The 25,745-nt window shown below is 70.6% G+C and carries 30 protein-coding genes and 1 pseudogene; 10 read left to right on the plus strand and 21 right to left on the minus strand.

Annotated elements, in window-relative coordinates:
* Positions 1-2: 2 nt before the first annotated feature.
* Positions 3-851, plus strand: a complete 849-nt coding sequence (locus tag ACIO3R_RS15510; protein WP_402105971.1) for a MaoC family dehydratase — start codon at positions 3-5, stop codon at positions 849-851.
* A gap of 22 nt (positions 852-873) precedes the next feature.
* Here the strand turns inward: ACIO3R_RS15510 and ACIO3R_RS15515 are convergent, their stop codons facing one another.
* From ACIO3R_RS15515 to ACIO3R_RS15530, 4 genes are all read right to left on the minus strand, one after another.
* The gene (locus ACIO3R_RS15515; protein ID WP_402105973.1) at positions 874-1,458 is read right to left on the minus strand and encodes a hypothetical protein; all 585 of its coding nucleotides are present in this window, start codon (positions 1,456-1,458) and stop codon (positions 874-876) included.
* Positions 1,455-2,564, minus strand: coding sequence for a DUF6286 domain-containing protein (locus ACIO3R_RS15520; protein ID WP_402105974.1), 1,110 nt, complete (start codon positions 2,562-2,564; stop codon positions 1,455-1,457). The genes ACIO3R_RS15515 and ACIO3R_RS15520 overlap by 4 nt, the downstream gene beginning before the upstream one ends.
* Positions 2,561-2,746 carry a hypothetical protein gene (locus ACIO3R_RS15525; protein WP_385033303.1) on the minus strand — a complete coding sequence of 62 codons (186 nt, stop codon included), beginning with the start codon at positions 2,744-2,746 and terminating at the stop codon, positions 2,561-2,563. The genes ACIO3R_RS15520 and ACIO3R_RS15525 overlap by 4 nt, the downstream gene beginning before the upstream one ends.
* Before the next feature lie 122 nt (positions 2,747-2,868).
* Positions 2,869-3,369 (minus strand): Asp23/Gls24 family envelope stress response protein, encoded by a 501-nt coding sequence (locus ACIO3R_RS15530; protein ID WP_385351266.1) that lies wholly within the window; start codon positions 3,367-3,369, stop codon positions 2,869-2,871.
* 307 nt (positions 3,370-3,676) lie between these two features.
* Here ACIO3R_RS15530 and ACIO3R_RS15535 point away from each other — a divergent pair, with 307 nt between their 5' ends.
* Genes ACIO3R_RS15535 through ACIO3R_RS15545 form a run of 3 tightly spaced genes read left to right on the plus strand, consistent with a single transcriptional unit; the run spans position 3,677 to position 5,324 of the window.
* Positions 3,677-4,267 (plus strand): RNA polymerase sigma factor, encoded by a 591-nt coding sequence (locus ACIO3R_RS15535; protein ID WP_402105976.1) that lies wholly within the window; start codon positions 3,677-3,679, stop codon positions 4,265-4,267.
* Positions 4,264-4,971, plus strand: coding sequence for an Asp23/Gls24 family envelope stress response protein (locus tag ACIO3R_RS15540; RefSeq protein WP_402105977.1), 708 nt, complete (start codon positions 4,264-4,266; stop codon positions 4,969-4,971). The genes ACIO3R_RS15535 and ACIO3R_RS15540 overlap by 4 nt, the downstream gene beginning before the upstream one ends.
* Complete coding sequence (locus tag ACIO3R_RS15545; protein ID WP_385033315.1) at positions 4,968-5,324, plus strand: hypothetical protein; 357 nt, start codon at positions 4,968-4,970, stop codon at positions 5,322-5,324. The genes ACIO3R_RS15540 and ACIO3R_RS15545 overlap by 4 nt, the downstream gene beginning before the upstream one ends.
* A gap of 144 nt (positions 5,325-5,468) precedes the next feature.
* Here the strand turns inward: ACIO3R_RS15545 and ACIO3R_RS15550 are convergent, their stop codons facing one another.
* The 6 genes from ACIO3R_RS15550 to ACIO3R_RS15575 all read right to left on the minus strand — a co-directional run bounded on the left by ACIO3R_RS15550 (position 5,469) and on the right by ACIO3R_RS15575 (position 10,960).
* On the minus strand, positions 5,469-6,110 hold the full coding sequence (locus ACIO3R_RS15550; RefSeq protein ID WP_363027423.1) for a TetR/AcrR family transcriptional regulator: 642 nt from the start codon (positions 6,108-6,110) through the stop codon (positions 5,469-5,471).
* Between the two features lie 255 nt (positions 6,111-6,365).
* Positions 6,366-7,712, minus strand: a complete 1,347-nt coding sequence (locus tag ACIO3R_RS15555; RefSeq protein WP_385033318.1) for a dicarboxylate/amino acid:cation symporter — start codon at positions 7,710-7,712, stop codon at positions 6,366-6,368.
* 396 nt (positions 7,713-8,108) lie between these two features.
* Entirely contained in the window at positions 8,109-8,363 is a 255-nt protein-coding gene (locus ACIO3R_RS15560) for a DUF4229 domain-containing protein (RefSeq protein WP_363027321.1), read from the minus strand.
* 222 nt (positions 8,364-8,585) lie between these two features.
* Positions 8,586-9,110 carry a GNAT family N-acetyltransferase gene (locus ACIO3R_RS15565; RefSeq protein WP_402105979.1) on the minus strand — a complete coding sequence of 175 codons (525 nt, stop codon included), beginning with the start codon at positions 9,108-9,110 and terminating at the stop codon, positions 8,586-8,588.
* Between the two features lie 123 nt (positions 9,111-9,233).
* On the minus strand, positions 9,234-10,397 hold the full coding sequence (gene mqnE / locus ACIO3R_RS15570; protein WP_363027424.1) for an aminofutalosine synthase MqnE: 1,164 nt from the start codon (positions 10,395-10,397) through the stop codon (positions 9,234-9,236).
* A 107-nt stretch (positions 10,398-10,504) separates the two neighbouring features.
* Positions 10,505-10,960 carry an Lrp/AsnC family transcriptional regulator gene (locus tag ACIO3R_RS15575; RefSeq protein WP_385033412.1) on the minus strand — a complete coding sequence of 152 codons (456 nt, stop codon included), beginning with the start codon at positions 10,958-10,960 and terminating at the stop codon, positions 10,505-10,507.
* 132 nt (positions 10,961-11,092) lie between these two features.
* Between ACIO3R_RS15575 and ACIO3R_RS15580 the strand changes: the two genes are divergently transcribed.
* Positions 11,093-11,227 carry a hypothetical protein gene (locus tag ACIO3R_RS15580; protein ID WP_362963919.1) on the plus strand — a complete coding sequence of 45 codons (135 nt, stop codon included), beginning with the start codon at positions 11,093-11,095 and terminating at the stop codon, positions 11,225-11,227.
* A gap of 11 nt (positions 11,228-11,238) precedes the next feature.
* Here the strand turns inward: ACIO3R_RS15580 and ACIO3R_RS15585 are convergent, their stop codons facing one another.
* Positions 11,239-11,904, minus strand: a complete 666-nt coding sequence (locus ACIO3R_RS15585; protein WP_385033324.1) for a UbiX family flavin prenyltransferase — start codon at positions 11,902-11,904, stop codon at positions 11,239-11,241.
* 101 nt (positions 11,905-12,005) lie between these two features.
* Here ACIO3R_RS15585 and ACIO3R_RS15590 point away from each other — a divergent pair, with 101 nt between their 5' ends.
* Positions 12,006-12,647: a rhomboid family intramembrane serine protease gene (locus tag ACIO3R_RS15590; RefSeq protein ID WP_385033327.1), complete on the plus strand. Its 642-nt coding sequence runs from the start codon at positions 12,006-12,008 to the stop codon at positions 12,645-12,647.
* On the opposite strand, the gene mqnP is transcribed toward ACIO3R_RS15590, so the two are convergent.
* Genes mqnP through ACIO3R_RS15610 form a run of 4 tightly spaced genes read right to left on the minus strand, consistent with a single transcriptional unit; the run spans position 12,583 to position 16,097 of the window.
* Positions 12,583-13,500 carry a menaquinone biosynthesis prenyltransferase MqnP gene (mqnP, locus tag ACIO3R_RS15595; protein ID WP_402105982.1) on the minus strand — a complete coding sequence of 306 codons (918 nt, stop codon included), beginning with the start codon at positions 13,498-13,500 and terminating at the stop codon, positions 12,583-12,585. The two genes, ACIO3R_RS15590 and mqnP, sit on opposite strands and share 65 nt — an antisense overlap.
* Positions 13,497-14,954 (minus strand): menaquinone biosynthesis decarboxylase, encoded by a 1,458-nt coding sequence (locus ACIO3R_RS15600; RefSeq protein WP_385033333.1) that lies wholly within the window; start codon positions 14,952-14,954, stop codon positions 13,497-13,499. The genes mqnP and ACIO3R_RS15600 overlap by 4 nt, the downstream gene beginning before the upstream one ends.
* 35 nt (positions 14,955-14,989) lie before the next feature.
* Positions 14,990-15,325 (minus strand): hypothetical protein, encoded by a 336-nt coding sequence (locus ACIO3R_RS15605; RefSeq protein ID WP_385033336.1) that lies wholly within the window; start codon positions 15,323-15,325, stop codon positions 14,990-14,992.
* Positions 15,326-15,362: 37 nt separating this feature from the next.
* Positions 15,363-16,097, minus strand: coding sequence for a GntR family transcriptional regulator (locus ACIO3R_RS15610; RefSeq protein WP_385033339.1), 735 nt, complete (start codon positions 16,095-16,097; stop codon positions 15,363-15,365).
* Between the two features lie 89 nt (positions 16,098-16,186).
* Here ACIO3R_RS15610 and ACIO3R_RS15615 point away from each other — a divergent pair, with 89 nt between their 5' ends.
* Positions 16,187-16,996: a class I SAM-dependent methyltransferase gene (locus ACIO3R_RS15615; RefSeq protein WP_385033342.1), complete on the plus strand. Its 810-nt coding sequence runs from the start codon at positions 16,187-16,189 to the stop codon at positions 16,994-16,996.
* 73 nt (positions 16,997-17,069) lie between these two features.
* A complete protein-coding gene (locus ACIO3R_RS15620; protein WP_385033345.1) occupies positions 17,070-17,483 on the plus strand; it encodes a PLD nuclease N-terminal domain-containing protein in 414 nt (137 codons plus the stop codon).
* 12 nt (positions 17,484-17,495) lie between these two features.
* Here the strand turns inward: ACIO3R_RS15620 and ACIO3R_RS15625 are convergent, their stop codons facing one another.
* Complete coding sequence (locus ACIO3R_RS15625) at positions 17,496-17,960, minus strand: MarR family winged helix-turn-helix transcriptional regulator (RefSeq protein WP_385033348.1); 465 nt, start codon at positions 17,958-17,960, stop codon at positions 17,496-17,498.
* Positions 17,961-18,118: 158 nt separating this feature from the next.
* Here ACIO3R_RS15625 and ACIO3R_RS15630 point away from each other — a divergent pair.
* Positions 18,119-18,811, plus strand: a pseudogene (locus ACIO3R_RS15630) (type 1 glutamine amidotransferase domain-containing protein); the annotation flags it as partial.
* On the plus strand, positions 18,797-20,122 hold the full coding sequence (locus tag ACIO3R_RS15635) for an aldehyde dehydrogenase family protein (protein ID WP_385033415.1): 1,326 nt from the start codon (positions 18,797-18,799) through the stop codon (positions 20,120-20,122). The pseudogene ACIO3R_RS15630 and the gene ACIO3R_RS15635, both read left to right, overlap by 15 nt.
* A gap of 67 nt (positions 20,123-20,189) precedes the next feature.
* On the opposite strand, the gene ccsB is transcribed toward ACIO3R_RS15635, so the two are convergent.
* From ccsB to ACIO3R_RS15660, 5 genes are all read right to left on the minus strand, one after another.
* Entirely contained in the window at positions 20,190-21,269 is a 1,080-nt protein-coding gene (ccsB, locus tag ACIO3R_RS15640) for a c-type cytochrome biogenesis protein CcsB (RefSeq protein WP_385033350.1), read from the minus strand.
* Positions 21,266-23,047, minus strand: coding sequence for a cytochrome c biogenesis protein ResB (locus tag ACIO3R_RS15645; RefSeq protein ID WP_402105985.1), 1,782 nt, complete (start codon positions 23,045-23,047; stop codon positions 21,266-21,268). Before ACIO3R_RS15645 ends, ccsB begins: the two co-directional genes overlap by 4 nt.
* A gap of 6 nt (positions 23,048-23,053) precedes the next feature.
* Positions 23,054-23,809 carry a cytochrome c biogenesis CcdA family protein gene (locus ACIO3R_RS15650; protein ID WP_385033356.1) on the minus strand — a complete coding sequence of 252 codons (756 nt, stop codon included), beginning with the start codon at positions 23,807-23,809 and terminating at the stop codon, positions 23,054-23,056.
* A 4-nt stretch (positions 23,810-23,813) separates the two neighbouring features.
* A complete protein-coding gene (locus tag ACIO3R_RS15655; RefSeq protein WP_402105987.1) occupies positions 23,814-24,422 on the minus strand; it encodes a TlpA family protein disulfide reductase in 609 nt (202 codons plus the stop codon).
* A gap of 67 nt (positions 24,423-24,489) precedes the next feature.
* A complete protein-coding gene (locus ACIO3R_RS15660) occupies positions 24,490-25,743 on the minus strand; it encodes a hypothetical protein (RefSeq protein WP_385033362.1) in 1,254 nt (417 codons plus the stop codon).
* Between the last annotated feature and the right edge of the window lie 2 nt (positions 25,744-25,745).

The following is a 25,745-nucleotide window of genomic DNA, read 5'->3' on the forward strand; positions in this document are numbered from 1 at the left end:
CGGTGCCGAGCCTGATCCTGTCGCTGGCGCGCGGAGCCGCCGCCTCCCCGTTCAAACGGCCCGGCCGTCCGGACGCCGTACTGCCGGCCGGCCGGACGACCCGTCCGGCCGGGGCCGTCGCCCCCGGGCCGCTGGCCGCGTACCGCAGAATCTGCGGCTTCAGCGATTCGGGCGCCCTGCCGGTCACCTACCCCCACGTCCTGGCCTTCCCGCTCGCCATGCGGCTGATGACCCGGCGCCGCTTCCCGCTGCCGGTCACCGGACTCGTCCACACCTGGATCGAGATCACCGCGCACCGGACGCTGCACCCTGTGGACGCACTTGAACTGAGCGTGTACGCAGCGGAGTTGACGCCGCACCGGCGTGGCACCGAGGTCACGGTGGTCACCGAGGCGCGGCTGTCGGGCGAGCTGGTGTGGGAGTCCCGCAGCGGCTATCTGTCCCGTCACGCGACGCGCCCGGGGACCCCGGAACCCACCGCGGCCGTGCCCGCCGGGGAATCCGCGGCGCTGCCGGCCGTCGCCGAGTGGCGGCTGCCCGCCGACCTGGGCCGGCGCTACGGAGCCGCGTCGGGCGACCGCAACCCCATCCACCTGTACCCGCTGACGGCACGGCTGTTCGGCTTTCCGCGGGCCATCGCGCACGGTATGTGGACCGTGGCCCGCTGCCTCGCCGAGGCCCCGCGGCCAGACCTGATCCACACCGTACGGGCCGACTTCAGGGCACCCGTCCTGCTGCCCGGCACCGTCACCTACGCATCGGACGGCACCGGCTTCCAGCTCCGCGAAGGCGGGGGCGATGGCGGCCGCGTCCACCTCACCGGAACGGCCACGCCCCGGACCGACCGCTGAGGGCCGCCCCGGGGCCGTGGTCTCAGCGGACGTGCGGCGTTCGCCGGTCCCGGGTCCTGATCCGGACGCTGCCGACGATCCGGTACGGCGCCGCCGACTCCTCCACCTCGTCGCGCAGGGCGGCGAGCGGGGCGAGAACGGCCGCCGGGGGCGTGTCCGGATCGAGCCAGACGTGCGTACGGACGTGGAGTCGCGTCCGCCGGGGCGTGATGTCCACGCGGCAGCGGGAGACCCCGGCGAGCGAGGCCGTCCGCTGAGCGAGGGCCTCGGCCAGGGCCCCCGCGCGCATCGCACCGCCTGCGGAGGGAAGGGCCAGCGGAGTGCTTCCGCCGCTGCGGAACCGGCTCGCGAACCGCAGGACGAGAAGCAGCGTCAGCCCCGTCGAACCGGCGATGACGACGGGCGTCCACCAGCCACGGGTGCGCAGGGCCGCCAGCCCGTCCCGGTCCAGGAGCACGCTGTCCGGCCGGGCAGCCGGCCACCAGCCGGGCAGCCGGGAGCCCAGTTCCGGCCAGGTGGCGGCGAGCCAGACTCCGCCCACCAGCAGGACCAGGCCGGCCACGGCCAGAGTGGTCCGGTTCACGGCGGGGCGGGGCTGCGCGCTCATGCCCCACCCCCCGACCGCACGAACGGTGCCGCCCCGGGGGTCTCGGGAGCCTCGGAGGTCTCGGAGGTCTCGGAGGTCTCGGAGATCTGGGGAGTCGCGGAGGTCTCGGAGGTCTCAAGGTTCTTGAGTGCCTCCGTCGTCTCGGCGGCGCGCGGCTCCGGGAGGGCCGGCTCGGGCGGACGCCATGTCGGCTCCGGCCTGATCCGGACGCGGGGGCGCAGGGGGCGGCGCAGCAGGCAGTCGGCCAGCACCCCCCGGGTGGCGGCGGTGACGTCTCCCCGCACGGCCTCCGCCGCGCCGAAGGCGAGCGCGGCCCGGACCGTGACGCTCCGGCGCCGTACCCGCACCCGCACCGGGCCGACCCCGGCGACACCGCCGGCCGCGCCGCGGACCAGCGCGGCCAGCGCCGAGCGGTCGATGGCGGTGTCCGGGTACGCGTCCGGCGTGGCGACGGCCAGCAGGCCCCGCCGTCCCGGCAGAACCGCGAGGGCGACCAGCCACAGGCCGAGGAGCGCCGCGACGGCACCGCCCAGGACCACGGACAGGTCCCCCGGCCCGTGCCCCGACAGCCAGTCCACCGCGGCCGTACGCCAGGCTGCGGGCCGGTGGCCGAGGTGCACCCGGACCACGTCGAGGGCCGTGGCGCCGCAGCCGAGGGCGGCGGCCGACAGGAGTACGGACACGGGCCCGCGCCTCGACGAGCGGAGCCGGCCCGACGGCCGTCGCGGGCGGAGCCGGCGCAACGGCCCCCGTGCGGGAAGCTGTTCGGTTCCGCCCGTCCGCTCGGCCGGGACCGTCGGTACCGGTACGGCCCGGACCGTCAGCGTGTCCACCGTGACGGCGGCCCGGGTCACGTCGAGCCCCGCGAGATACCGCGTGCGCTCGGTGACGTGCCGCTGGACCCGGCGCACGGTGTCGGCCAGCGGCGCCGGATAGCCCAGATCGACGGTGAGCCGCACATCCGCCCGCGAGCCGCGCACCGCCACCGATCCCCGCGCGGCCGGACCGGTGCGGCCGGGCACGGCCTCCTCCGCGGCGCGCTCGACGATCCGGCGGACCGCCCTGTCCGAGACGGTCGTCGTGCCCAACTGCGCCGGCGCGGTCATCGGCGACTCCGCTCGAACAGCTCACGCAACTCCTCGGGCAGGCCCCCGCCGTCGAGCCGGCGGCCCACCAGCCAGCCGACCGCGCCGAGGGCGGCCACGAGCAGAAACGCCCCGAAGCCGCCGAACCAGCCGGCGAACGCCAGTGCCATACCCGCGATCATTCCGACGGCCGCACTGCTCATCCTGCTTCACCCCTCACACGATGGCCCGATGATGCTCAACTCCCGCTACGGCCACGGGATCTCCTGCCACGGCCGCAGGATCTCCCGCCGCGGCAGCGGGATCACGCGTCACGGCCGCGGGATCACTCGACCCGGGAGTCGGCCGGAGCCGCCTCGCCGTCGTCGGGGAGGTGTACGTCGTTGACGGTGACGTTGACCTCGATGACCTCCAGACCGGTGATCCGCTCCACGGCCGCGATGACGTTCTCGCGCACGTCGCGGGCCACATCGGTGATGGCCACGCCGTAGTCGACGACCAGGTCCACGTCGATCGCCGTCTGCCGCTCGCCCACCTCGACCTTCACCCCGCGGCCGACGTTGGGGCGCCCGCCGGGCACCCGGTCGCGGACCGCGCCGAGCGTGCGCGACAGTCCGCCGCCCATGTCGAAGACCCCCGGGATCTCCCGTGCCGCCATGCCCGCGATCTTCACGACGACCACATCGGCGATCGACGTCCGGCCGCGCGTCGCCGCCGGCTCGTCCGCACCCGTGGCGCCGCCCGAGAGGGCCGTCGTCCCCTGGGGAGCCTTCGCCGCCTGGGGAACGGAGGCGTTCTTGGATACTGGTGCCGTCTGCGTGGTCATGAGGAAGTCCTCTCTGCAAGGTCTGTGAACTGCTCTGTGAACTGCTCTGTGAACTGCTCTCACACCGTTCGACCCCGGTGAGTGCCGTCCGTGACGCGGAATCCCGGACTTTCTTTCCGGCCGGTCCCTCCGACGAAAGGGACACGACCGCATCGGCTTCCACCCGATGCGGTGCGTCACAGAACCGGAGTCCACGTGTCCCCCCTACAGAGACCCGCGCCCGGAAGGCACAACGACCCCACGACGACACGACGACTCGACGAACCGACGAACCGACGTACCGACGACCGAACAGAGGAGCCGCCCTGTGCCGGGGGCCCGCAGACAGATCGCATCAGCGGCCGACGAGGACCGGACCGACACCGATGACGGCCTGCTCGCCGTGCGCGCGGCGGAGGGCGACGAGGAGGCGTTCGCCGTACTCGTACGCCGCCACGCGCCGCCCCTGATCCGCCTGGCCACCCGGCTCCTGGGCAGCGTGCCGGAGGCGGAGGACGCGGTGCAGGACGCGCTGATCAGCGCCTGGCGCAAGCTGCCCGGGTTCCAGCACCAGTCGTCCTTCCGCACCTGGATGTACCGGATCGTCACCAACCGCTGCCTCAACATCCTGCGCCGCCGCCGGCCTCTCGCGCCGCTGGATGCCGCGGGCGAGGTCCCGGCCCCCGACCACGCGGTGTCCCCGCCCAGGCTCGCGGAGTCGCGGGCCGCCGCCGGGGACCTCCAGACGGCCCTGTCCTCGCTCTCGCCCGAGCAGCGCACCTGCTGGGTGCTGAGAGAATTGGACGGTCAGTCCTACGAATTCATCGCGGACGCGGTCGGCATCAGCCAGGAGGCTGTCCGGGCGCGCGTCTTCCGCGCACGACGCTGTCTGACACAGGAACTGGGGGCCTGGCGATGACCACCCACACCGACCCTCCCCACCTGACCCCCGCAGAGGACCCGGACGACGAGCGGCTGCCCTGCGGCCGTCTGCTCTCGCACGTCTGGGAGCTCTGGGAGCAGGGGGCGGCCGATCCGCACCTGGACGGGTGCCCGCACTGCCGGCGCGCCGTCGACGAGCTGGCGGGCCTGGAATCCGCGGTCCGGGGCCTGCGGGCGGAGACCGACACGACGGAGACCTACGACGCCACTCCGCTGACCCAGCGCGTGATGGACGTCGTACGGCTCGAACTGCGCCCGGGGCGCCCGCTCCCGCTGGGCGGACCCGACGAGGACCTGTGGATCATGGAGGCGGTGGCCGCCCGCACCGTCCGCACCGCCGCCGAGACGGTCACCGGCGTACGCGCGGGCTCCTGCCGGATCGTCCCCGGCGCACCCCGTCCGCAGGGCCGGGCCCGCATCGACGTACGCCTCGAACTCCACGCCCTGCTCACCCACGACCTGCCGGAACTCGCCGATCAGGTGCGGCGGCGGGTGCGCGAGGCGGTGGACGGCGGACTGGGCCTCGACATCACGGAGCTCGACATCCGCATCACCGATCTGCTCGATCCCGAGGAAAGCCCGCCCGGCGAAGGCATGCCCGACGGAGGCCCGCCCGAAGAAAGCCCGCTCGACGGAGATCCGCCCGCCGACCACTCCCCCGAGGAAAGGGGTACCCGATGACTCACGACACCGCGCGGACCACGCGGACCACGCTCACGGAGGAGGTCGCCAAGGCCGTGGAGGGCGTCGAGGGCGTGGCGTTCCTCAAGCCGGGGGTGGCCCAACTGCTGCGCTCGGCCCTGCCCTCCGCCGCGCGGACCGGGGCCGGTACGCGTCATGCCGGGGTGCGGATGAGCCGGGGGAGCGCCACCTCTCCCGCCAAGCTGGACATCCAGATCGTCGCCCGGCGCGACGCCCGCGCGGTGGAGGTCGCGCGGGCCACCCGCAGGGCCGTCGACTCCTGCCTGGCCACCCTGCTCCCGGGGAACCAGGACTCCGTGCGGGTGGTCGTGACCGTCACGGGCCAGGCCTGACACCGGCGTCCACGACCGCGGGCCGCGCCGCACGGCCACTCGACGGATTCGGACCACCAGCTCAGCTCACCGGGCCGGACCACCAGCTCAGCTCACCGGGCCGGACCACCAGCTCAGCTCACCGGATCGGGCCTCCGGTCCGGTTCACCGGGCGGCGCGCCCCGCCACCTGCCCCTGCGGCTGCCACGTACGGCCGTGCATGAGGTTCTCCAGGCCGGCCCAGGAGAAGTTCATCAAGGTGGCGGCGGCCTCCTTGGCCGAGACGCCCGGAGTCTCGTTCGCCCAGCCGGCGAGCGACTCCGCGGCGCCCACCAACGCCTGTGCGAGACCCGCCACATCGCGGTCGGGGAGCGCCGGATCGTGGTGCGCCTCGCGCGCCGCGGCCCCGATCAGACCCGTCACGAACGCAACGATCTCGTCGCGCATCACGCTCACCTCGGTGGCGAACGGCTCCCCGTGCGTACGCGCCTGCCGGTACAACACCGCCCAGCCGTCCGGGTTCTCCGCGGTGTGCGTGAAGAACGCCCGTAGCCCGGACCACAGTTGCCGGTCGGCGGGCAGTCCCGGCTCAGCCCCCGCCTGCACCGCCGCCAGCAGCGCCTGCGCCTCGCGCCGGATGCACGCGGTGAACAGCTCGTCCTTGGAATTCAGGTACAAATACACCAAGGGCTTGGACACCCCGGCCAACTCGGCGATCTCGTCCATCGAGGCCGCCCGGTAGCCGCGCTGCCCGAAGGTCCGCACCGCGGCGTCCATCATCTGCTGCTCGCGCACGGCGCGCGGCATCCGTTTGCCCTTCACAGCACCCACGTCGACTCCCTCCCGGCCCCGCTGCACTACTCCTCGGTAAGAGTACGGCGCGGGGCGCGGCCCCGTCGTGCGGACCGGGTTCCGTGACGCCCGGGTGGCCGGTGAACGACGCATTCGCAAAACGGCTGTGCCCCGTACCCAGGCGTGAGGGTACGGGGCACAGCCGCGGGATTCGGTGGACTCCGAGGGACCGGGAAGCGGTCGCGAAGGAGTCCGCACGGCTCCGGGGGATCAGGCGGGGACGGGCACCTTCGCCGGCTCGCTGTCGCGGACCTCGGCGTCGTCGACCGGGGAGCCGGAGGCCGAGTTGTACGCGTCGTGGTCGAGGATCTTCTCGCGGGCCGACACGAGCACCGGGACCAGCGCCTGGCCCGCGACGTTCGTCGCCGTGCGCATCATGTCCAGGATCGGGTCGATGGCCATCAGCAGGCCGACGCCCTCCAGCGGGAGGCCGAGCGTCGACAGGGTGAGGGTCAGCATGACCGTGGCGCCGGTGAGACCGGCGGTGGCCGCGGAGCCGATCACCGAGACGAACGCGATCAGGATGTAGTCACCGACGCCCAGCTGGACGTCGAAGATCTGGGCGATGAAGATCGCGGCCAGCGCCGGGTAGATCGCGGCGCAGCCGTCCATCTTGGTCGTCGCACCGAACGGGACGGCGAAGGAGGCGTACTCCTTCGGGACGCCGAGGCGCTCGGTGACCTGCTGGGTGACCGGCATGGTGCCGACCGAGGAGCGCGAGACGAAGCCCAGCTGGATCGCGGGCCAGGCGCCCTTGAAGAACTGGAGCGGGCTGACCTTGGCGACGGTGGCGAGGAGCAGCGGGTAGACGCCGAACATCACCAGGGCGCAGCCGATGTAGACGTCGGCGGTGAACGTCGCGTACTTGCCGATCAGGTCCCAGCCGTAGTCGGCGATCGCGTAGCCGATGAGGCCGATGGTGCCGATGGGGGCGAGGCGGATGACCCACCACAGGGCCTTCTGGAGGAGCTCCAGGATCGACTCGCTGAGGGTGAGGATCGGCTTGGCCTTGTCTCCGAGCTGGATCGCGGCGATACCCGCGACGGCGGCCATGAAGACGATCTGAAGGACGTTCAGCTCGGTGAACGGCGTGATGACGTTGTCCGGGATGATGCCGGTCAGGAAGTCGAGCCAGGAGCCCTTGGTCTCGGAGAGCTTGCCGTCCTTCGGCGAGAGGCCGGTGCCGGAGCCCGGGTTGGTGATCAGGCCGATCGCGAGGCCGATGGCGACCGCGATCAGCGAGGTGATCATGAACCAGAGGACGGTGCGGCCGGCCAGCCGGGCGGCGTTGTTGACCTTGCGCAGGTTGGTGATCGACACCAGGATCGCGAAGAAGACGAGGGGCGCGACGGCCAGCTTCAGCAGCTGGACGAAGATGTGGCCGACCTTGTCGAGCGTGGTGTAGAGCCAGCCGATGTCCTGGCTGCGGGCGAGCCAGCCGAGCAGGACGCCGAGGACGAGGCCGGCGACGATCTGCGCCCAGAACGGGACCTTGGGTATGCGGAAACCGGAGCCGGAGGGCTCATCGGTCGTGGTGGACGCGGGATTCGCGGACACGAAACACTCCAGATGTGACGCATCGGGGCGCACGGGGACGGCGTGCGGGGGACGGGGGTGCGGCGCCCGCGTCAGGAGCGGCGCCGCTGCATGATGCCGTTCAGACGTTGCGGCAACAGACCGCGGACATACAGCGGCAGAGATCGACATGCAGGCGCGCCACGAGCGGGATGCTCGCGGCAGGTCGAAGGCGCACAACTGTCGTCATGTCGAACACGTTAACACTTGAACTTTGAGAACCTCAAAGGTCTTCTTTGGGTGCGATCGGGGGCGAACAGCCCCCCGCCGGGCCCGGAGAACGCGAAAACCCCAGTACAGGAGCGATCGCTCCGGCGCTGGGGTTTCGGAAAGAAGAGGGGTGGGTGTGAGGGAGCTTACATTTCCCTTACCCGGCACTCACTGGGTGACGCTGTCCTCGCGGGTCCGGTTCGCCTCAAGGCGCGCCTTGGTCCGGTCGACCGTCGTGATGATCTGCTCGGACATCTCGTCGCGCTGCTTGCGCAGCAGCACGTAGCTGAGCGGCGCGGAGAGCACGAGGGCGAGCAGGATGACCCAGATGACGTTCGAGCCCCCCGCCCCGGAGGGCAGCAGCCCGAAGTTGACGGCCACGGCGGCGAGCGCGAAGCAGCCGACGAAGATACTGAGACGCATCGCGGTGTACCGGATCATTGCGCTCGGCTTTGCAGCGGACACAGCTCGCCTTCTCTCTACGTGACAGTCCTGCCCGTCCAGTGAAGCATGCCCCACAATCGATCAGTTCGGAGGGCTCCGTGAAGCGCCCCGGACTTCTCACCGCGAGGGCCCCGGCCGGCCGTTCTCGGCTCCCGGCTCCCGACTCTCAGCTCCCGGCTCCCGCCTCCCGACTCCCGGCTCTCAGCCGAGGGGCAGCAGCATGATGATGTCGTCGCGGTCGTCCCCGTCGGCCACCCGGATCGCCCCCGGCACCCGCCCGACCTCCTTGTAGCCGCAGGAGGCGTAGAACCGGTCGGCGCCCGTACCGCCCCGGCAGGTGAGCCGGATGGCCTCGACGCCCTCGATCGTGCGCGCGGCGTCGGCGGCCGCGGCCAGCAGGGAGCGCCCGTACCCGCGGCCCTGGTGGCGGGGGTGGACCATCACCGTGTAGAGCCAGACCCAGTGCGCCATCAGCCGGTGGGTGTTGCGGGTGAGGAAGGCCGTGGCCGCGACGGCACCCTCCTCGTCGTAACCGACGAGCAGCCGGGTGCGGTCCTCGGCCATGGCGATGAGGTGCGTGACCAGATCGGGCCGGACGTCCTCGACCGTGACGGGCGGCACAAATCCCACCGCGCCGCCCGCGTTGGACACATCGGCCCAGAGCGCGGCTATGCCGTCCCGCAGGGGCCTGTCGAAGGTCGGGTCCAACTCAAAAGTAAGCGCCATACAGGCAGATTAACCATTACGAGCCCCGCCCTCAAACCCCGTCCGAAACGCGAGAAAGCCCCGGCCGGGGACGGCGGCCGGAGCTTTCGTACAGCGCTGCGCGCGCTCGGGGCGCGCGCCGGGTCAGACCCGCATGGGCTGCGGCGACTCGCGCCGCTCCGCGTCCGGGCCCGGGTACTCGCGGATGATCTCGTACCGGGTGTTGCGCTCGACGGGCCGGAAGCCCGCGTCGCGGATCAGGTCGAGCAGATCCTCACGGCCGAGCTTGTTGGGCGTGCCGTAGTTGTCCGCGTCGTGCGTGATCTTGTACTCGACGACCGAGCCGTCCATGTCGTCCGCGCCGTGCTGGAGCGCGAGCTGAGCGGTCTGCACACCGTGCATCACCCAGAAGACCTTGACGTGCGGGACGTTGTCGAAGAGCAGCCGGGAGACCGCGAAGGTCTTGAGCGCCTCCGCGCCGGTCGCCATCGTCGTCCGCGCCTGGAGCTTGTTGCGGATCTTGCCGTCCTTCATGTCCACGAAGTCGTGCTGGTAGCGCAGCGGGATGAAGACCTGGAAACCGCCGGTCTCGTCCTGGAGCTCACGCAGCCGCAGCACGTGGTCGACGCGGTGACGGGGCTCCTCGATGTGCCCGTACAGCATCGTCGCCGGGGTCTTGAGACCCTTCTCGTGGGCGAGCCGGTGGATCCGCGACCAGTCCTCCCAGTGGGTGGCGTGGTCGACGATGTGCTGACGGACCTCCCAGTCGAAGATCTCCGCGCCGCCGCCGGTCAGCGACTCCAGACCGGCTTCGATCAGCTCGTCGAGGATCTCGGAGGCGGAGAGCCCGGAGATGGTCTCGAAGTGGTGGATCTCGGTGGCGGTGAACGCCTTGAGGGAGACCTCGGGCAGCGCTTCCTTCAGCGCGCTCAGCGAACGCGGGTAGTAGCGCCACGGCAGGGTGGGGTGCAGCCCGTTGACGATGTGCAGCTCGGTGAGGCTCTCGCCCTCCATCGCCTTCGCCAGGCGGACGGCCTCCTCGATGCGCATCGTGTACGCGTCCTTCTCGCCCGGCTTGCGCTGGAACGAGCAGTACGCGCACGACGCGGTGCACACGTTGGTCATGTTGAGGTGGCGGTTGACGTTGAAGTGGACGACGTCGCCGTTCTTGCGCGTGCGCACCTCATGGGCCAGACCGCCCAGCCACGCCAGGTCGTCGGACTCGTAGAGCGCGATCCCGTCCTCGCGGGTCAGCCGCTCGCCGGCCCGGACCTTCTGCTCCAGCTCGCGCTTGAGTCCCGCGTCCACTAGGGCGCCTCCCATTTCTCTACGTAACAGACTTCGCTCACCGTACTCCCCCGCCCGGAGCGCCCCGGGAACCCCCTCGGCCCTCCCCGTCAGCGCTCCCCGGGCCGTCAGCTCTCCTCGGGCAGTTCGCCGACCCGGTTCTCCCACTTGGTGGACAGCACGATGGTGGTACGGGTCCGCGAGACGCCCCGGGTGCCGCTGAGCCGGCGGATGGTCTTCTCCAGCCCGTCCACGTCACCGACGCGCACCTTGAGCATGTAGGAGTCGTCGCCCGCGATGAACCAGGCGTCCTCGATCTCGGCGAGGTCCTTCAGCCGGTGCGCGACGTCCTCGTGGTCCGCGGCGTCGGAGAGCGAGATGCCGATCAGGGCCGTGACGCCGAGCCCGAGCGAGGCCGCGTCGACGGTGGCGCGGTAGCCGGTGATCACACCGGCGGTCTCCAGCCGGTTGATGCGGTCGGTGACGCTGGGCCCGGAGAGCCCCACGAGCCGGCCCAGCTCCGCGTACGAGGCCCTGCCGTTCTCCCTGAGGGCCTGGATGAGCTGCCTGTCCACCGCGTCCATGTGACTGGAACCTTCCATTATTCAGCAGTATCGCGAGTCTACGTGTAGAATCTAAGGCATGCAGGCGCTAGCACCTGTAGATCTTCCCGAATATCCAAAAAATGCTTTCGAATCTTCAGGAGTGAAAACACCGTGTACACGATCGAGATGGCCTACGCCCGGATGCGCGAGCTGCAGGACCTGGCCAACCGCTCGCGTGCCCATCAGCCCGCCGCCGCCCACCGGATCGACCGGGCCCGTACCCCGCGCGCACCCAAGAAGCGCTGACCCCACCCGGGTCAGCCACGGGAGCCGCCACCGAGCTCTCCCTCCCAGCGGCGGTACAGCAGATGCGGCACCCCTGCCGCGTCCAGCACCCGCCCCGCGACGAAATCCACCAGATCCTGGATATGCGTCGCACCCGCGTAGAACGCCGGAGAGGCGGGCAGCACGACCGCGCCCGCCTCGTCCAGGGTCACCAGATGCTTCAGCGTCTGCCCGCTGAGCGGGGTCTCGCGCACCGCGACGACCAGCTTCCGCCGCTCCTTGAGCGTCACGCTCGCGGCCCGCTGCAACAGATCCTTCGAGAGCCCGAGCGCCACCCCGGCCACGCACGCCGTCGAGGCCGGGACGATCAGCATCCCCTTCACCGGGTACGACCCCGAGGACGGCCCGGCGGCCAGATCACCGGCCGCCCAGTGCCGTACAGCGGACACGTCCACCTCGAAGGTGTGCGGCTTCCCGTCCGCACCCCGCGCCAGCCAGCCGCGCAGGTCCTCCTGCCAGTGCGCGTCGCGGAACGCGATCCCGGTCTCGTCCAGCAGGGTCAGCCGCGACGCCCGGCTCACCACCAGATCGACGCTCTCCCCCGCTGCCAGCAGACCGCGCAGCACCGCGGCGGCGAATGGTGTGCCCGAAGCGCCCGAAACCCCGACAATCCAAGGCTGCCGCTGCTGCTGACTCACTGAAATCCCGGAATCCACAGAACCGAGCCTATCCGGCACACGCCACCCGGAACCGAGCCAGGGGCTCCGTACGTTCCGACGGATGAAGGGGGGTGTGGTCCATGAACGCCATCCGCACGACGACCGGAGCCCGTGCCCTCGTGGCCGGCGCGGTGATGCTGGGCTGGGTCGGGCTGCTCTGGGTGCTGGAGGGCATCGACCTCGCGACCGGCCACAGCCTGGACAGCCACGGGATCAGCCCGCGCGAGCCGGGCGAGCTGCTCGACATCGTGCCCGCCGCCTTTCTGCACAGCGGCTGGGCGCACGTCGCGTCGAACAGCGTCCCGCTGCTGGTCCTGGGCTTCATCGCCGCACTGGGCGGCCTGCGCCGTTTCGCCGGCGTGGTGCTCACCGTGATCGTGGTCGGCGGTCTCGGCGTCTGGCTCACCGCCCCGGCGCACACGGTCACGCTCGGCGCGTCGGGCGTGGTCTTCGGCCTCTTCGGCTATCTGCTGGTCCGCGGCTTCGTGGACCGCCGCCCGCTGGACGTGGTCGTCGGCGTGGTCATCGCCGCGGTCTACGGCTCGCTGCTCCAGGGCGTCCTGCCCACCGACCCGGGCGTCAGCTGGCAGGGCCACCTCTTCGGCCTGATCGGCGGAGCGGTGGCCGCGTTCGCCCTGCGCCGCGGCCCCCGGTCGCTCAGACCGTCAGGCCCCGCACCAGCAGATCCAGCAGCGCACACGCGAACAGGGCGATTCCGATGAACCCGTTCACCGAGAAGAACGCCCGGTTCAGCCGCGACAGGTCGTGCGGCCGCACCACCCGGTGCTCGTACACGAAGGCCACGGTGACGATCGCCATGCCGATCCAGTAGAAGAGCCCCGCCCCGGTGGCCAGTCCGAACCAGACCAGCAGGCCGGTCGTCACCACGTGGCAGACCCGCGCACCCCAGAGCGCGGCCGGAACGCCGAACCGGGCCGGGACCGAGAACACCCCGTGCGCCCGGTCCGCCTGCACGTCCTGGCAGGCGAAGATCAGGTCGAAGCCCCCGATCCAGATGCCGACGGCCAGCCCCAGGATCACCGCGTCCCACGACCAGCTCCCGGTCACCGCCAGCCAGGCACCGACCGGCCCCATGGCCTGGGCGATCCCCAGGATCGCGTGCGGGTAGTGCGTGAACCGCTTCCCGTACGGATAGACGACCATCGGGACCACCGCGAGCGGCGCGAGCGCCAGACAGAGCGGGTTGAGCAGCGCCGCCGCACCGAGGAAGACGACGACGGCGACGAGCGCCCCCGTCCACGCGGAGCGCACCGACACCGCACCCGTCACCAGCTCGCGTCCGGCGGTACGGGGGTTACGGGCGTCGATCTCCCGGTCGATGATCCGGTTCGCGGCCATCGCGAAGGTGCGCAGCCCGACCATGGCGACGGTGACGAGCAGCAGCGTCACCCAGTGGATCGACTCGTCGTCCTGGAACATCGCGGTCAGGGCGGCGATGAACGCGAAGGGCAGCGCGAAGACCGAGTGCTCGATCATCACGAGCCGCAGGAACGCCTTGACCTTGCTGTTCGGTTGCGCGGGCCCGGAGCCCAGGGTCGCTTCGGCGGCGCTCACAGTCCGTATTCCTTCCACCGGCGGTCGACCTTCGCCGCCGTGTCCGGGTCGGACTCGACCATGTCCGGCCAGCCCCCGTCCCGGGTGTAGCCCTCCTCGGGCCACTTCTTCGTCGCGTCGATACCGGCCTTGCCGCCCCAGAACTGCTGGTAGGAGGCATGGTCGAGATGGTCGACGGGGCCCTCGGCGACGGTCAGGTCCCGCGCGTAGTCCGTGTTGCCGAGCGCCCGCCAGGACACCTCGTGCAGATCGTGGACGTCGCAGTCGGAGTCCACCACGACGATCAGCTTGGTCAGCGACATCATGTGCGCGCCCCAGATGGCACTCATCACCTTCTGGGCGTGCTTCGGGTACTTCTTGTCGATCGAGACGATCGCGCAGTTGTGGAAACCACCGGACTCGGGCAGGTGGTAGTCCACGATGTCCGGCACGATGATCTTGAGCAGCGGCAGGAAGAACCGCTCGGTGGCCCGCCCCAGCGGCCCGTCCTCGGTCGGCGGCCGTCCCACCACGATCGACTGGAGCAGCGGACGCTTCCGCATCGTCACGCAGTCGATCGTCAGTGCGGGGAACGGTTCCTGCGGCGTGTAGAAGCCGGTGTGGTCGCCGAACGGGCCTTCGGGCAGCGTCTCCCCGGGCTCCAGCCAGCCCTCGATGACGACCTCGGCGTTGGCCGGGACCTGGAGCGGGACGGTCTTGCAGTCGACCATCTCGATGCGCTTGCCCTGGATGAACCCGGCGAACAGGTACTCGTCGATGTCCCCGGGCAGCGGCGCGGTGGAGGCGTACGTCACCGCGGGCGGCGCCCCGAAGGCGATGGCGACCGGCAGCCGCTCGCCGCGCCTGGCGGCGACCTGGTAGTGGTTGCGGCTGTCCTTGTGGATCTGCCAGTGCATCCCGATGGTGCGCCGGTCGTGGCGCTGGAGCCGGTAGAGCCCCAGATTCCGTACGCCGGTCTCGGGGTGCTTGGTGTGCGTGAGCCCCAGGTTGAAGAACGAGCCGCCGTCCTTGGGCCAGGTGAACAGCGCGGGCAGCCGGTCCAGGTCCACGTCGTCGCCGGTGAGGACTACCTCCTGCACGGGCGCGTTCTCCGGCTTCACCTTCTTCGGCGGCACGTGCACCATCGTCCCGAGCTTCCCGAAGGCCTCCCGGACCCCGACGAAGCCGTGCGGCAGCTCCGGCTTGAGCAGCCCGCCGATCTTGTCGCTGATGTCGGAGTAGGACTTCAGCCCGAGCGCCTTGAGCAGCCGTTTGTCGGTGCCGAACACGTTCATGGCCAGGGGCATCGAGGAGCCCTTGACGTTCTCGAAGAGCAGCGCGGGCCCGCCGGCCTTGTTCACCCGGTCGACGATCTCACCGACCTCCAGGTAGGGGTCGACCTCGGCCTTGATGCGCTTGAGCTCGCCCTCGCGCTCGAGAGCCCGGAGGAGGGATCGAAGATCGTCGTAAGCCATGGGGTCAAGTTTGTCATCCTCCCCGGCGTCAGCCGTCAGGGCTCCCCCACCTCGGCCATGGGTTCCATGTCGTCGTGACACCGAAGCCGTCCGCCCCGGCTCTCCGCGATCCGTAGCGCGTCGGCCAGGCACTCGGCCAACCGGATCGCTGTGAAGCGCAGCTCCGTCCCGGTCGCACCGGTGGCGGCGATGATCGGCCGGGCGCAGTCGAGAACCTCCGCCCCCATGGCGAGCTGCACGGCCTCGATCTCGTCCGCCGCCCGCGACACGTGGCCGTGCCCGTCGGTACGCAGGTAGCACGGCCCGCCGTCCGGCCGGGCCCAGGGCAGTAACCGGGCGTGGAGGGCGTCGTGTTGCTCTGGGGGGCTCATGAAAATGAGATTGGGCCGGTGGACCGGTCCAGTCAAGTTATTCGCCGCTTCTTCCACCCATCGGGTAGCTGTCCTCCTGCTCCCAGAGGTGCGCCGGTGTCACCCCCTCCTCGCACACCAGGACACCGCCGTCGGCGTCGCTCGCGGTGTGGAGGACGACCACGACGGCGGCGGGCACTCCGAGGCCCAGGCTCTCGGCCTCACCGGCGGACGCGAGCCGCGCCGAGATCGTGTCCGTTCCGTGAGCCGGGCACCTGCCGGTCGTCCGCGCGACGTAGTGCGTGGTCCCCTCCGGGATCGGCCCCTTCTGGGCAAGCTTCGGGCAGGCGTCCGCCACCTCCTCCGGAAACCACGCCGTGACCAGCGACAGGGGCGACCCGTCATCGAGCAGCATCAGCCGGTCACGGCGCAGGGCGGCCTTCCCGGCCGCCAGTCCCATCGCATCGGCCACCCGGCTGGACGGCTCCTCCTTCTCCGGCGCCCCCAGACGCCGGAACGGACTGCCACCGGACACCCGGGCGGAGCCGGCGGTCCGCCGTCCCGCCGGGCGGGCCACGGGAACCTCGACGACCGTGAAGCCCGAGCCCTGCCGGGCCACGACGAGACCGTCTCCCCGCAGGACGTCCATCGCCTTGATGACGGTGGCGCGCGACACCGACCACTGCTCGCACAGATCGCGCCCGGAGGGAAGGAGATCACCGGGCCCGAACTCACCGTCCGAGATCCTGACGCGCAGGGACTCGGCGATCTGCTCGTACTTGAGTAGCGGCACAGCGGCCTCCTGGTGACTGGACAGGTCAACCGGTTACGTTAGCCGAGGGATTCACCCTCCGCGGCTTCGGCCTGGAACAGGACGGTCTCATGACGGCTTACCAAGTCCCCCCGGGAATCATCGAGTTCTACACCGCCACCTTCAACGAGGCCGACCGGCTCTCCGTTCCGGCCGACGGCGTCCTGGAGATGGTCCGGACCCAGGAGCTCCTGCGCCGCCATCTCCCGCCCGCGCCGGCGTCCGTGCTCGACGTCGGCGGCGGCCCCGGGGCCCATGCCCGCTGGCTCCGCGAAGACGGCTACCGGGTGCACCTCGTGGATCCGGTGCGGCGGCACCTCGCCGAGGCCGAGGGCTCCGGGTGCAGCGTCGAGCTGGGGGACGCCCGGGACTTGAGCGCGCCGGACGACTCGTACGACGTGGTTCTGGTCCTCGGACCGCTCTACCACCTCGTCGGGGCCGCCGACCGCAGGACCGCTCTCGCGGAGGCCCGTCGCGTGGTCCGGCCCGGGGGCCTCGTCGCCGCGGCCGGCATCAACCGTTACGCCTCGCTCTTCGAGCACACCGCCCTCGCCCACCTCGACCGTGCCTCGCTCCAGCAGGGCATCGCCAAGATCCTGGCCACCGGCTCGCACGACGGGGAGAAGGGCTTCACCGAGGCGTACTTCCACACGGGTGCCGAGCTGGACGCGGAGATGCGCGACGCCGGCTTCACCGGGACCCAGGTGTACGGCATCGAAGGCCCCACCTGGGCGTTGCTGAAGGCGACCGAGCGGCACACCCGGGAATCCCTCACCGGATCGCGCATGTTCGCCTCCGCGCTGGCGGCCGCCCGCATGGCCGAACCGTACCCGGAGCTGCTCGCCGCCAGTTCCCACCTGCTCGCCGTGGGGCGCAACTGACACCGGTTACGCTGGGCGGTCACCGGGTCGGGGCACATGCCCCGCCAACTCTCTTCGGGGGGACTCTTCCACCATGCTCCGGGCCCTGATCTACCTCCTGCCGCTGGCGCTGACGATCTACGCGTTCATCGACTGCCTGAACACCCCGGAGGACGAGGTCAAGCACCTGCCGAAGATCGCCTGGGTCTTCATCATCCTGCTGTTCTGGATCGTCGGCCCGATCGTGTGGCTGGCCGCGGGCAAGGTGCGCGGGATGCCCGCCGGGGGCCGTGCGCCCGGCGAGTGGCACGGCGGCCGGCGCACCCGGTGGGTGGCGCCGGACGACAATCCCGACTTCCTCAACTCGCTGAAGGACGAGGACAGGAAGAGCGAGAAGGACGAGTCCCTCCTCAAGGACTGGGAGGCGGACCTGCGCCGCCGGGAGGACGAGCTCAAGCGGCGTGACAGCGGGGCGGGCCCGGAGGAGTCGGCGCCGCCCGCTCCGTGACGTACGGCGGGATCACGCGTACAGCAGCTGCCCCAGCCGGTTGAGCAGGGGCAGCAGTGCTGTGCGCTCCTCCGGGGTGAGCGCCTCCAGTGCGCCGTGCACGGCGCGCATCTCGGCGCGGATCGTGCGGGCGAGCCGGGTGCCCTCGGGGGTGCGGCTCGCGACCTTGGAGCGGCGGTCGCCCGGGGCGGGGGCGCGGCTGACCAGCCCGCGGGTCTCCATGCGGGCGATGAGGCCGGTGGCGTTGGACGCGTCGCAGACCAGGTGGGCGGCGAGCGCGCTCATCGGCATGGGCGCGCCGAGCGCGATCAGTGCGCGGGCCTGCGAGGTGGACAGGCCGTGGCGGGCGGCGACGGCGGTGAGGTCGTCGTGGTGGCCCCGGACGACGACGGCCAGGGGCTCCAGCAGGTCATCGGGGGCCGGGGCGGCTCGCTCGTCCGGAGCGGTCACGGCGCGGGGCGTCGGTTCGGTGGTCATGGTCGGCCATTCTTCGATCGGCGGCTGCCGACTTTTATTTGACATGCTCAACTGTTGGCAGTTACATGAATGTAATTGCTTGAGCATATCAAGTTCTTGTCCTGAGCCGGCACCGTGTCCCGCTCACCGCATCCCGTTCGTCGCAGGGAGTACCCCCCATGCCCTCCGTACTGTTCGTTCTCACCGGCGCCGACCACTGGACCCTCAACGACGGCACCACCCACCCCACCGGGTTCTGGGCCGAGGAGCTGGCCGCGCCGCACCGGGTCTTCACAGAGGCCGGTTACGCCGTCACGCTCGCCACCCCCGGCGGCGTCACCCCCACCGTCGACGCGGGCAGCCTGACGGCCGCCGCCAACGGCGGACAGGAGCAGGCCGACGCCGTCGCCGCGTACCTCGACTCGATCGGCCCCGAGCTCCGGGCCCCGGCCCGGCTCCAGGACATCCACCCGGACCGCTACGACGCCGTCTTCTACCCCGGCGGCCACGGGCCCATGGAGGACCTGGCCGTCAGCGAGCTGTCCGGACGGCTGCTGACCACCGCGCTCGACTCCGGCGCCCGGCTCGGCGTCCTCTGCCACGCGCCCGCCGCACTGCTCGCCGCCCGGCGCGAGGACGGTGACTGGCCGTTCGCCGGCTACCGCATGACCGGGTTCAGCAACGCGGAGGAGTCCATCGGCGGGCTCGCCGACAAGGCGCCCTGGCTGCTGGAGGACCGGCTCGTCGCACTCGGCGCCGACTACACCGCCGCCGCCCCCTTCGCCCCGCACACCGTCACCGACCGCACCCTGCACACCGGCCAGAACCCGGCCTCCTCCGAGCGGCTCGCCCGGGAGATCGTCGCCGCGCTCGCCCCCGTCGAGACCCCGGCCGAGACCGTCGACCGCCTCCGCACCACCTTCCGCACCGGCCGCACCAAGAGCCTCGACTGGCGCACGGACCAGCTCCGGCGGTTGCGCGCCCTGCTCACCGAGCACGGTGACGAGTTCGCCGACGCGCTCCACGCCGACCTCGGCAAGAGCCGCAAGGAGGCGTACCGCACCGAGATCGACTTCACGGTCCGCGAGATCGACCACACGCTGGAGCACCTGGCCGACTGGCTGCGGCCCGAGCCCGCTCCCGTACCGGCCCGGCTGGGCGGGGCGAAGGCCCACACCGTGCAGGACCCGCTCGGCGTCGTCCTCGTCATCGCGCCCTGGAACTACCCGGTGCAGCTGCTGCTCGCCCCGGTCGTCGGCGCGCTGGCCGCCGGGAACGCCGTGGTGGCCAAGCCGAGCGAGCTGGCACCCGCGACCTCCGCCACCGTCGCCCGGCTGCTGCCGCGCTATCTGGACGAGGACGCCGTCGCCGTCGTCGAGGGGGCGATCCCCGAGACCACCGCGCTGCTCGCCGAGCGCTTCGACCACATCTTCTACACCGGCAACGGCGCGGTGGGCCGGATCGTGATGGCCGCCGCAGCGAAGCACCTCACTCCGGTGACGCTCGAACTGGGTGGCAAGTCGCCGGTCTTCGTCGACCGGGACACGGACCTGAAGGCGGTCGCGGGCCGGCTGGCGGCCGGCAAGTTCCTGAACGCGGGCCAGACCTGCGTCGCCCCCGACTACGTACTGACCGACCCGGAGACCGCCCCCGCCCTCGCGGACGCGCTCGCCGCCGCCGTCGAGGCGCTGTACGGGGCGGACGCCTCGACGCACCCGGAGTACGGACGGATCGTGAACCGGCGCCACTTCGACCGGCTGACGGCCCTGCTCGGCTCGGGCCGCACGGTGACCGGCGGGACGTACGACAGGGACGGCAAGTACCTCGCCCCCACCGTGCTGGCCGATGTGGCACCGGACGCGCCCGTGATGCGGGAGGAGATCTTCGGCCCGGTGCTGCCGATCGTCACGGTGGACGGCCTGGACGAGGCCATCGCGTTCATCAACGACCGGGACAAGCCGCTCGCGCTGTACGCGTTCACCGAGTCGGACACCGTACGCGAACGGCTGGTCGCCGAGACGTCGTCGGGGGCCGTCGGGATCGGACTGCCGCTGGCCCATCTGACCGTCTCCGACCTGCCGTTCGGCGGGGTCGGCGAGAGCGGCATGGGCAGTTACCACGGCCGCTACTCGCTGGAGACGTTCAGCCACCGCAAGGCGGTCCTGGTCACCCCGATGCCCTGACGCGTCGAACGCGACGGCCCGCACCCCGAGCGGAAAGGGGTGCGGGCCGTCGCCGTGTGCCTGCCGGTCAGACGCCGGCGTAGGAGTGCTTGCCGGTGACGAAGATGTTCACACCGTAGTAGTTGAAGATCCAGCAGCCGAAGGCGATCAGCGCCAGGTAGGCGGCCTTGCGGCCCTTCCAGCCGGCGGTGGCGCGGGCGTGCAGGTAACAGGCGTACGCGACCCAGGTGATGAAGGACCAGACCTCCTTGGGGTCCCAGCCCCAGTAGCGGCCCCAGGCGTCGCCCGCCCAGATCGCGCCCGCGATGATCGTGAACGTCCACAGCGGGAAGACGGCCGCGTTGATCCGGTACGAGAACTTGTCGAGGCTCGACGCGGACGGCATCCGGGAGAGCACGGACTGGGCGAACGCCCCCGGCTGCTGTCCGTTGGCGAGCTTGTTCTCGTAGCTGTCGCGGAAGAGGTAGATCAGGGTGCCGATGCCGCCGATGAAGAACACGGCGCCGCAGATGATGGCGGTGGAGACGTGGATCCACAGCCAGTACGAGTGCAGCGCGGGCACCAGCTGGTCACTGGAGGTGTAGAGCACCGTGGTCGCGAGGCCGAGGTCCAGCAGGACGGCGGTGACCAGGATCAGGCCCATCCAGCGGACGTTCTTCTTCAGCGCCATCAGGGTCAGGTACGCGCCGACCGCCACCACGGAGAAGGTGATGGAGAACTCGTACATGTTGCCCCAGGGGGCACGCCGCACGGACAGGGCGCGGGCGACGACCCCGCCGGCCTGGACCAGGAAGGCGAGCACGGTCATGGAGACCGCGATCCGCCCGTACAGGTCGCCCTTGAACGTGCCGCCGGCCGCGCCGGGCCCGTCCGGGACGTCGCGGGATCCGGCCGCGGAGCGGGTGACGATCTTCGGCCGGTCCAGTACGGCGGTGCCCCCGGCCCTCTGCGCGACCTCGACCTTCACCGTGGCGGAGGCTTCCTCTGTGGTCAGCGCGGCGGCGGTGCGGCCGACCTTGCTGCGGCTGCCGAACACCCACTCCGCGATGTGCGCGAAGAAGGCCAGCGTGTAGACGGCCATCGACGAATAGATCAGCACATTGCTGGTGTGTGCCAGATTCTCGTTGGTTGCGGCGGCGAGATTCACTTCTCAGCCCCTTCGGAAGGTTCTGCGGAGGACGCGTCGACGACGTCGGGGTCCGGATCGGGATCGGGGTCGGTGTCAGGGCCGGGCGCGGTGGGCGCCACGGCGTTGAGCGTGACCGCGAGATCGGCCAGCTCCTCGGGAAGCTTCGCGGACTCGCTGCGGCCGAGCCCCGCCATTTCGACGACGGTGACACCGTCGCTGCCGCGTACGGCCCGGACCCATACCCGGCGTCGCTGGATGAAGAGGGAGCCGGCGAGACCGGCGATGGCGCCGATGGCCCCGGTGAGCGCCCAGCCACTGGCGGGCTGCTCCGAGATCTGGAAGCTGGCCCACTCGTCGATGCCCTCGAAGGTGATCGAGCCGGCGCCGTCGGGCAGCTTCATCGTCTCGCCGACGAGCAGCCGCTGCTTGAGCTGCTTGCCCTTGGAGTCCTTGAACTCCTTCATCTTGGTCTTGTCCAGCTGGTAGACGTTCTGCGCCAGCCCGGAGTCCGGCCCGAGGTAGCCGTGGAAGCCGTTGAGCGCGAGAACCGGCATGTCGGCGGCCGGGAACTGCGAGAACATCGTGCCCTTGCCGTTGCCCGCGAAGGTCGGCACGAAGAACGCCTGGAAGCCCAGTTGGTCCTTCTTGCCGTTCTTGTCGCGGTAGCCGTCCAGGACCTTGATCGCACCGGTCGAGGTGACGTTGTTGTCGATGGGCAGGAGCGGCACCGCGTTGCGGTAGACCTCCTTGCCCTTGCCGTCCTTGACCGAGACGACGGGCGCGTAGCCGTGGGCGTTGAGATAGACCTTGGTGCCGTCGACGACGAGCGGTTCGTTGACCTTGATGACGGTCTTCTCCGACTTGCCGTAGGCGCCCTTGGAGTACGTCACATGGGCCTCGTAGGTGCGCGGCGTGCCGATCTGCGGGCCGCTGCGCTCGTACGTGCCGATGAACTTGTCGAGGGTGAAGCTGAAGGGGACCAGCGAGTCGTTGTCGAAGAGCGAGCCGGACTTGAAGTCGTCGTACTGGGTGATCGTGTTGGAGAACCCGTCGCCCTCGACGATCAGCTTGCCGCCCTCGGACTTGAAGAGCTGTCCCACGGCGAAGGCCACCAGCATCACGATGAGCGCGATGTGGAACATCAGGTTCCCGGCCTCGCGCAGATAGCCCTTCTCGGCGGCGACCGCGTCCCCGTCGACGTGGGCCCGGTAGCGGCGCTTGCGCATCATGCCGAGCGCGGCCTCGCGGACCTGCTCGGGCTCGGCCTCGGTGCGCCAGGTGGTGTACGCGGGCAGCCGGGTCAGCCGCTTGGGGGCGCCCGGGGGGCGGCTGCGCAGCTGGCCGACGAAGGTGCCGGTGCGCGGCACGATGCAGCCGATGAGCGAGACGAACAGCAGGATGTAGATCGCGGAGAACCACACCGAGCTGTAGACGTCGAAGAACTGGAGCTTCTCGTAGATCGGCGTGACGGTGGTGTGCAGGCCCTTGAAGGTCTGCACCTTGAGCTCGTCGACACTGTTCTGGGGGATCAGCGAGCCGGGAATGGCACCGAGCGAGAGCATGAAGAGCAGGATCAGGGCGACCCGCATGGAGGTCAGCTGGCGCCAGAACCAGCGGGCCCAGCCGATGATCCCCATGGTGGGAAGGTTCGCCAGGGCCTCCTCGCGCGGGGCGGTGGAGAGCTGGGAGCCCGCGGCGCCGAGTTCACGGGCGGTCTCCTGGTCCCGCTCGGCGCGTACCTCCCGCTCGTCGCGGTGCCCGCGCTCCTGGGAGGGGTTGGACTTGGTGTTGCTCATCGGAACTCAGATCCCCACCGTGAAGCCGTTGGACCAGCCCTGCAATTCCTGCATCATGCTGCCCCATACGCCGGTCAGCAGGAGCAGCCCGGTCACGATCATCATGCCGCCGCCGATGCGCATGACCCATGCGTAGTGGCGCTTGACCCAGCTGAAGGCGCCGAGTGCCTTGCGGAAGGCGACGGCCGCGAGCACGAAGGGGACACCGAGGCCGAGGCAGTAGGCGACGGTCAGTATCGCTCCGCGTCCGGCGGTGCCCTGGTCCATCGCGAGGAGGGTCACCGAGCTGAGTGTCGGGCCGAGGCAGGGCGTCCAGCCGATCCCGAAGAGGGCGCCGAGCAGCGGGGCGCCCACCAGGCCGGACACCGGCTTCTTGTGGATGCGGAACTCGCGCTGTGTCATCCAGGGCATCAGGCCCATGAAGAAGATCCCCATGAGGATCATCAGCACACCGAGGATCTTGGAGAGGACCCCGCTGTTCGCCTGGAGGTTCTGCCCGAAGTAGCCGAAGAGCGCACCGCCGGAGACGAACACGGCGGTGAAGCCGACCACGAAGAGCGAGGCGCCCGCGACCATGCGCCCGCGTCGGGCCTCGGCCAGATCGGCGCCGCTGACCCCGGTGACGTAACTGAGGTAGCCGGGGACGAGCGGCAGGACGCACGGCGAGAAGAAGGAGACGAGCCCGCCCAGCACGGCGATGGGCAGGGCGACCAGCAGAGCCCCGCTCATGACGGTCTCGTTGGTTTCCGCGAGGGTGATCATCCGATCACTTCTCCGCGATGAGCGGGTCGATCATCTCGTGCAGCTTGGTGTCGTCGAGCGCCGCCAGGGAGCGGGCGGCGATCTTCCCGTTCCGGTCGATGACGACGGTCGACGGAATGGTCTGGAGGTTCAGCATGCCCTTGGGGAAACGCAGCAGGAGCTTCCCGGTCGGGTCGAAGAAGCTCGGGTACGTGACCCCGTAGTCCTTCTCGAAGCTGACGGCGGGGCCGCGCCGCGGGTCGCGGGTGTTGATGCCGACGAACTGGACGCCCTGGTCCGCGGTGGCCTTGGCCACCTTGGTGAAGTACTTCGCCTCCAGGCGGCAGGGGCCGCACCAGGAGCCCCAGGCGTTCAGGACGACGACCTTGCCCTTGTAGTCGGCCAGGTCCAGGTGTTCGCCGTCCAGGCTCTCGCCGTCGAGCTTCGGAGCGGTGGCACGGTCGCCCTTGGCCACGGTGGAGATGCCGCCGGTGCCCGTGACGAAGTTCGTGTCGCCGCCGCCGCCGGTCTCGTCGCCCTTGCCGCACGCGCTCAGCGTCAGTGCGAGCGCGGCGGCCGCCGCGGGGGCGGCGAGCAGGGTGAAGCGGCGTCGGGATGCGCGGCCATGGCTCATGTGAAAAGTTTCGCATGACGGTTTCGGGGATCTTGGGCACCCCCCTCGGTGCCCGTAAAGCCCGTTGTCAGGCTTGTTTAAAGAACGCGTTCCAGCCGCCCGCGGGTGCCTGTCCGACCTCCAGCGTGCGGAGCTTCTCGAGCACCGCCGGGTCCTGGACATCGAGCCAGTCGACGAACTGCCGGAATGAGACGAGGCGCACATCCGGCTTCCCCGCGATGTGCTTGAGCGCGTCCTCGACCGCGTCCATGTAGATGCCGCCGTTCCACTCCTCGAAGTGGTTTCCGATGTAGAACGGGGCACGGTTCGTCTCGTAGGCGCGCTTGAAACCGCTGATGTACGACTGGGTGGCCTGTTCGCGCCAGCCCGGATACCGGGACGGCATTCCCTTGGTCGAATTCTTCGACTGGTTGGCCAGGATGTTGTAGTCCATCGAGAGGACCTCGAAGCTGTGCCCGGGGAACGGCATGCCCTGGAGCGGCAGGTCCCAGACGTCCATGCGCTTGGAGGGCCACACCTGGGTGCCGCCGGGCGAGCTGGCGTCGTAGCGCCAGCCGAGCTTCTTCGCCGTGGGCAGCAGATTCTCCTGTCCGAGCAGGCAGGGGGCGCGGCCGCCGATGAGTTCCTTGCGGTAGTCGAAGGGCAGCGGATCCTGGTCGGTCCAGCCGGTGTTGGTGCGCCATTCGGTGACGAAGGAGATCGCCTGGTCGATTTCGCTCTGCCACTGGGAGGAGGACCAGTTCTCGACGGATCCGGAGCCGCCGCAGAAATGCCCGTTGAAGTGGGTGCCGATCTCGTGCCCGTCGTACCAGGCCTGGCGCACGTTCGTCAGCGTCGCCTTGAGGTGTTCGTCGGTGAGGTAACCGATGTCGGAGGCGCCGACGGGATTGTTGGGCGGGCGGTAGAGCGACTTCTTCGATTCGGGCAGCAGATAGAGCCCGGAGAGGAAGAAGGTCATCCCCGCGTTGTGTTCCTTGGCGAGTTCCAGGAAGCGCGGGAAGAGCCCGTTGCCGACCTCGCCGGCGCCGTCCCAGGAAAAGATCACGAACTGCGGCGGCTTCTGACCGGGTTCGAGCGGGACCGGTGCGGACGGCTGGTGCGGCTGCTTCCCGGTGTCGGCGGTGGAACCGTCCCCGATGGACCTGACGTCCTTCTTCGCGGGCCCTGTCCCCTTGGCGGTCCCGTCGGCACCCTTCTCCCCCTTGCCCGGACCCGCCCGGCCGGTGTCGGACGAGTCGGAGGAACTGCAGCCCGCCACCCCGATGGCGGCCGCCGCCCCAAGTCCGGCTCCGAGCAAACCCCTTCGGCTGATGTCACGCATGC

The organism is Streptomyces sp. NPDC087428, assembly GCF_044744085.1.
In the GTDB taxonomy this organism is placed as follows: domain Bacteria; phylum Actinomycetota; class Actinomycetes; order Streptomycetales; family Streptomycetaceae; genus Streptomyces.

What these genes read in the sequence shown, in the direction of transcription:
- ACIO3R_RS15515 (WP_402105973.1), bottom strand. Translation starts at nt 1,458, where the DNA reads ATGAGCGCGCAGCCCCGCCCCGCCGTGAACCGGACCACTCTGGCCGTG.
- ACIO3R_RS15520 (WP_402105974.1), bottom strand. Translation starts at nt 2,564, where the DNA reads ATGACCGCGCCGGCGCAGTTGGGCACGACGACCGTCTCGGACAGGGCG.
- ACIO3R_RS15525 (WP_385033303.1), bottom strand. Translation starts at nt 2,746, where the DNA reads ATGAGCAGTGCGGCCGTCGGAATGATCGCGGGTATGGCACTGGCGTTC.
- ACIO3R_RS15530 (WP_385351266.1), bottom strand. Translation starts at nt 3,369, where the DNA reads ATGACCACGCAGACGGCACCAGTATCCAAGAACGCCTCCGTTCCCCAG.
- ACIO3R_RS15540 (WP_402105977.1), top strand. Translation starts at nt 4,264, where the DNA reads ATGACCACCCACACCGACCCTCCCCACCTGACCCCCGCAGAGGACCCG.
- ACIO3R_RS15545 (WP_385033315.1), top strand. Translation starts at nt 4,968, where the DNA reads ATGACTCACGACACCGCGCGGACCACGCGGACCACGCTCACGGAGGAG.
- ACIO3R_RS15550 (WP_363027423.1), bottom strand. Translation starts at nt 6,110, where the DNA reads ATGCCGCGCGCCGTGCGCGAGCAGCAGATGATGGACGCCGCGGTGCGG.
- ACIO3R_RS15560 (WP_363027321.1), bottom strand. Translation starts at nt 8,363, where the DNA reads ATGCGTCTCAGTATCTTCGTCGGCTGCTTCGCGCTCGCCGCCGTGGCC.
- ACIO3R_RS15565 (WP_402105979.1), bottom strand. Translation starts at nt 9,110, where the DNA reads ATGGCGCTTACTTTTGAGTTGGACCCGACCTTCGACAGGCCCCTGCGG.
- ACIO3R_RS15575 (WP_385033412.1), bottom strand. Translation starts at nt 10,960, where the DNA reads ATGGACGCGGTGGACAGGCAGCTCATCCAGGCCCTCAGGGAGAACGGC.
- ACIO3R_RS15590 (WP_385033327.1), top strand. Translation starts at nt 12,006, where the DNA reads ATGAACGCCATCCGCACGACGACCGGAGCCCGTGCCCTCGTGGCCGGC.
- ACIO3R_RS15600 (WP_385033333.1), bottom strand. Translation starts at nt 14,954, where the DNA reads ATGGCTTACGACGATCTTCGATCCCTCCTCCGGGCTCTCGAGCGCGAG.
- ACIO3R_RS15605 (WP_385033336.1), bottom strand. Translation starts at nt 15,325, where the DNA reads ATGAGCCCCCCAGAGCAACACGACGCCCTCCACGCCCGGTTACTGCCC.
- ACIO3R_RS15615 (WP_385033342.1), top strand. Translation starts at nt 16,187, where the DNA reads ATGACGGCTTACCAAGTCCCCCCGGGAATCATCGAGTTCTACACCGCC.
- ACIO3R_RS15620 (WP_385033345.1), top strand. Translation starts at nt 17,070, where the DNA reads ATGCTCCGGGCCCTGATCTACCTCCTGCCGCTGGCGCTGACGATCTAC.
- ACIO3R_RS15625 (WP_385033348.1), bottom strand. Translation starts at nt 17,960, where the DNA reads ATGACCACCGAACCGACGCCCCGCGCCGTGACCGCTCCGGACGAGCGA.
- ACIO3R_RS15645 (WP_402105985.1), bottom strand. Translation starts at nt 23,047, where the DNA reads ATGAGCAACACCAAGTCCAACCCCTCCCAGGAGCGCGGGCACCGCGAC.
- ACIO3R_RS15650 (WP_385033356.1), bottom strand. Translation starts at nt 23,809, where the DNA reads ATGATCACCCTCGCGGAAACCAACGAGACCGTCATGAGCGGGGCTCTG.
- ACIO3R_RS15655 (WP_402105987.1), bottom strand. Translation starts at nt 24,422, where the DNA reads ATGAGCCATGGCCGCGCATCCCGACGCCGCTTCACCCTGCTCGCCGCC.
- ACIO3R_RS15660 (WP_385033362.1), bottom strand. Translation starts at nt 25,743, where the DNA reads ATGCGTGACATCAGCCGAAGGGGTTTGCTCGGAGCCGGACTTGGGGCG.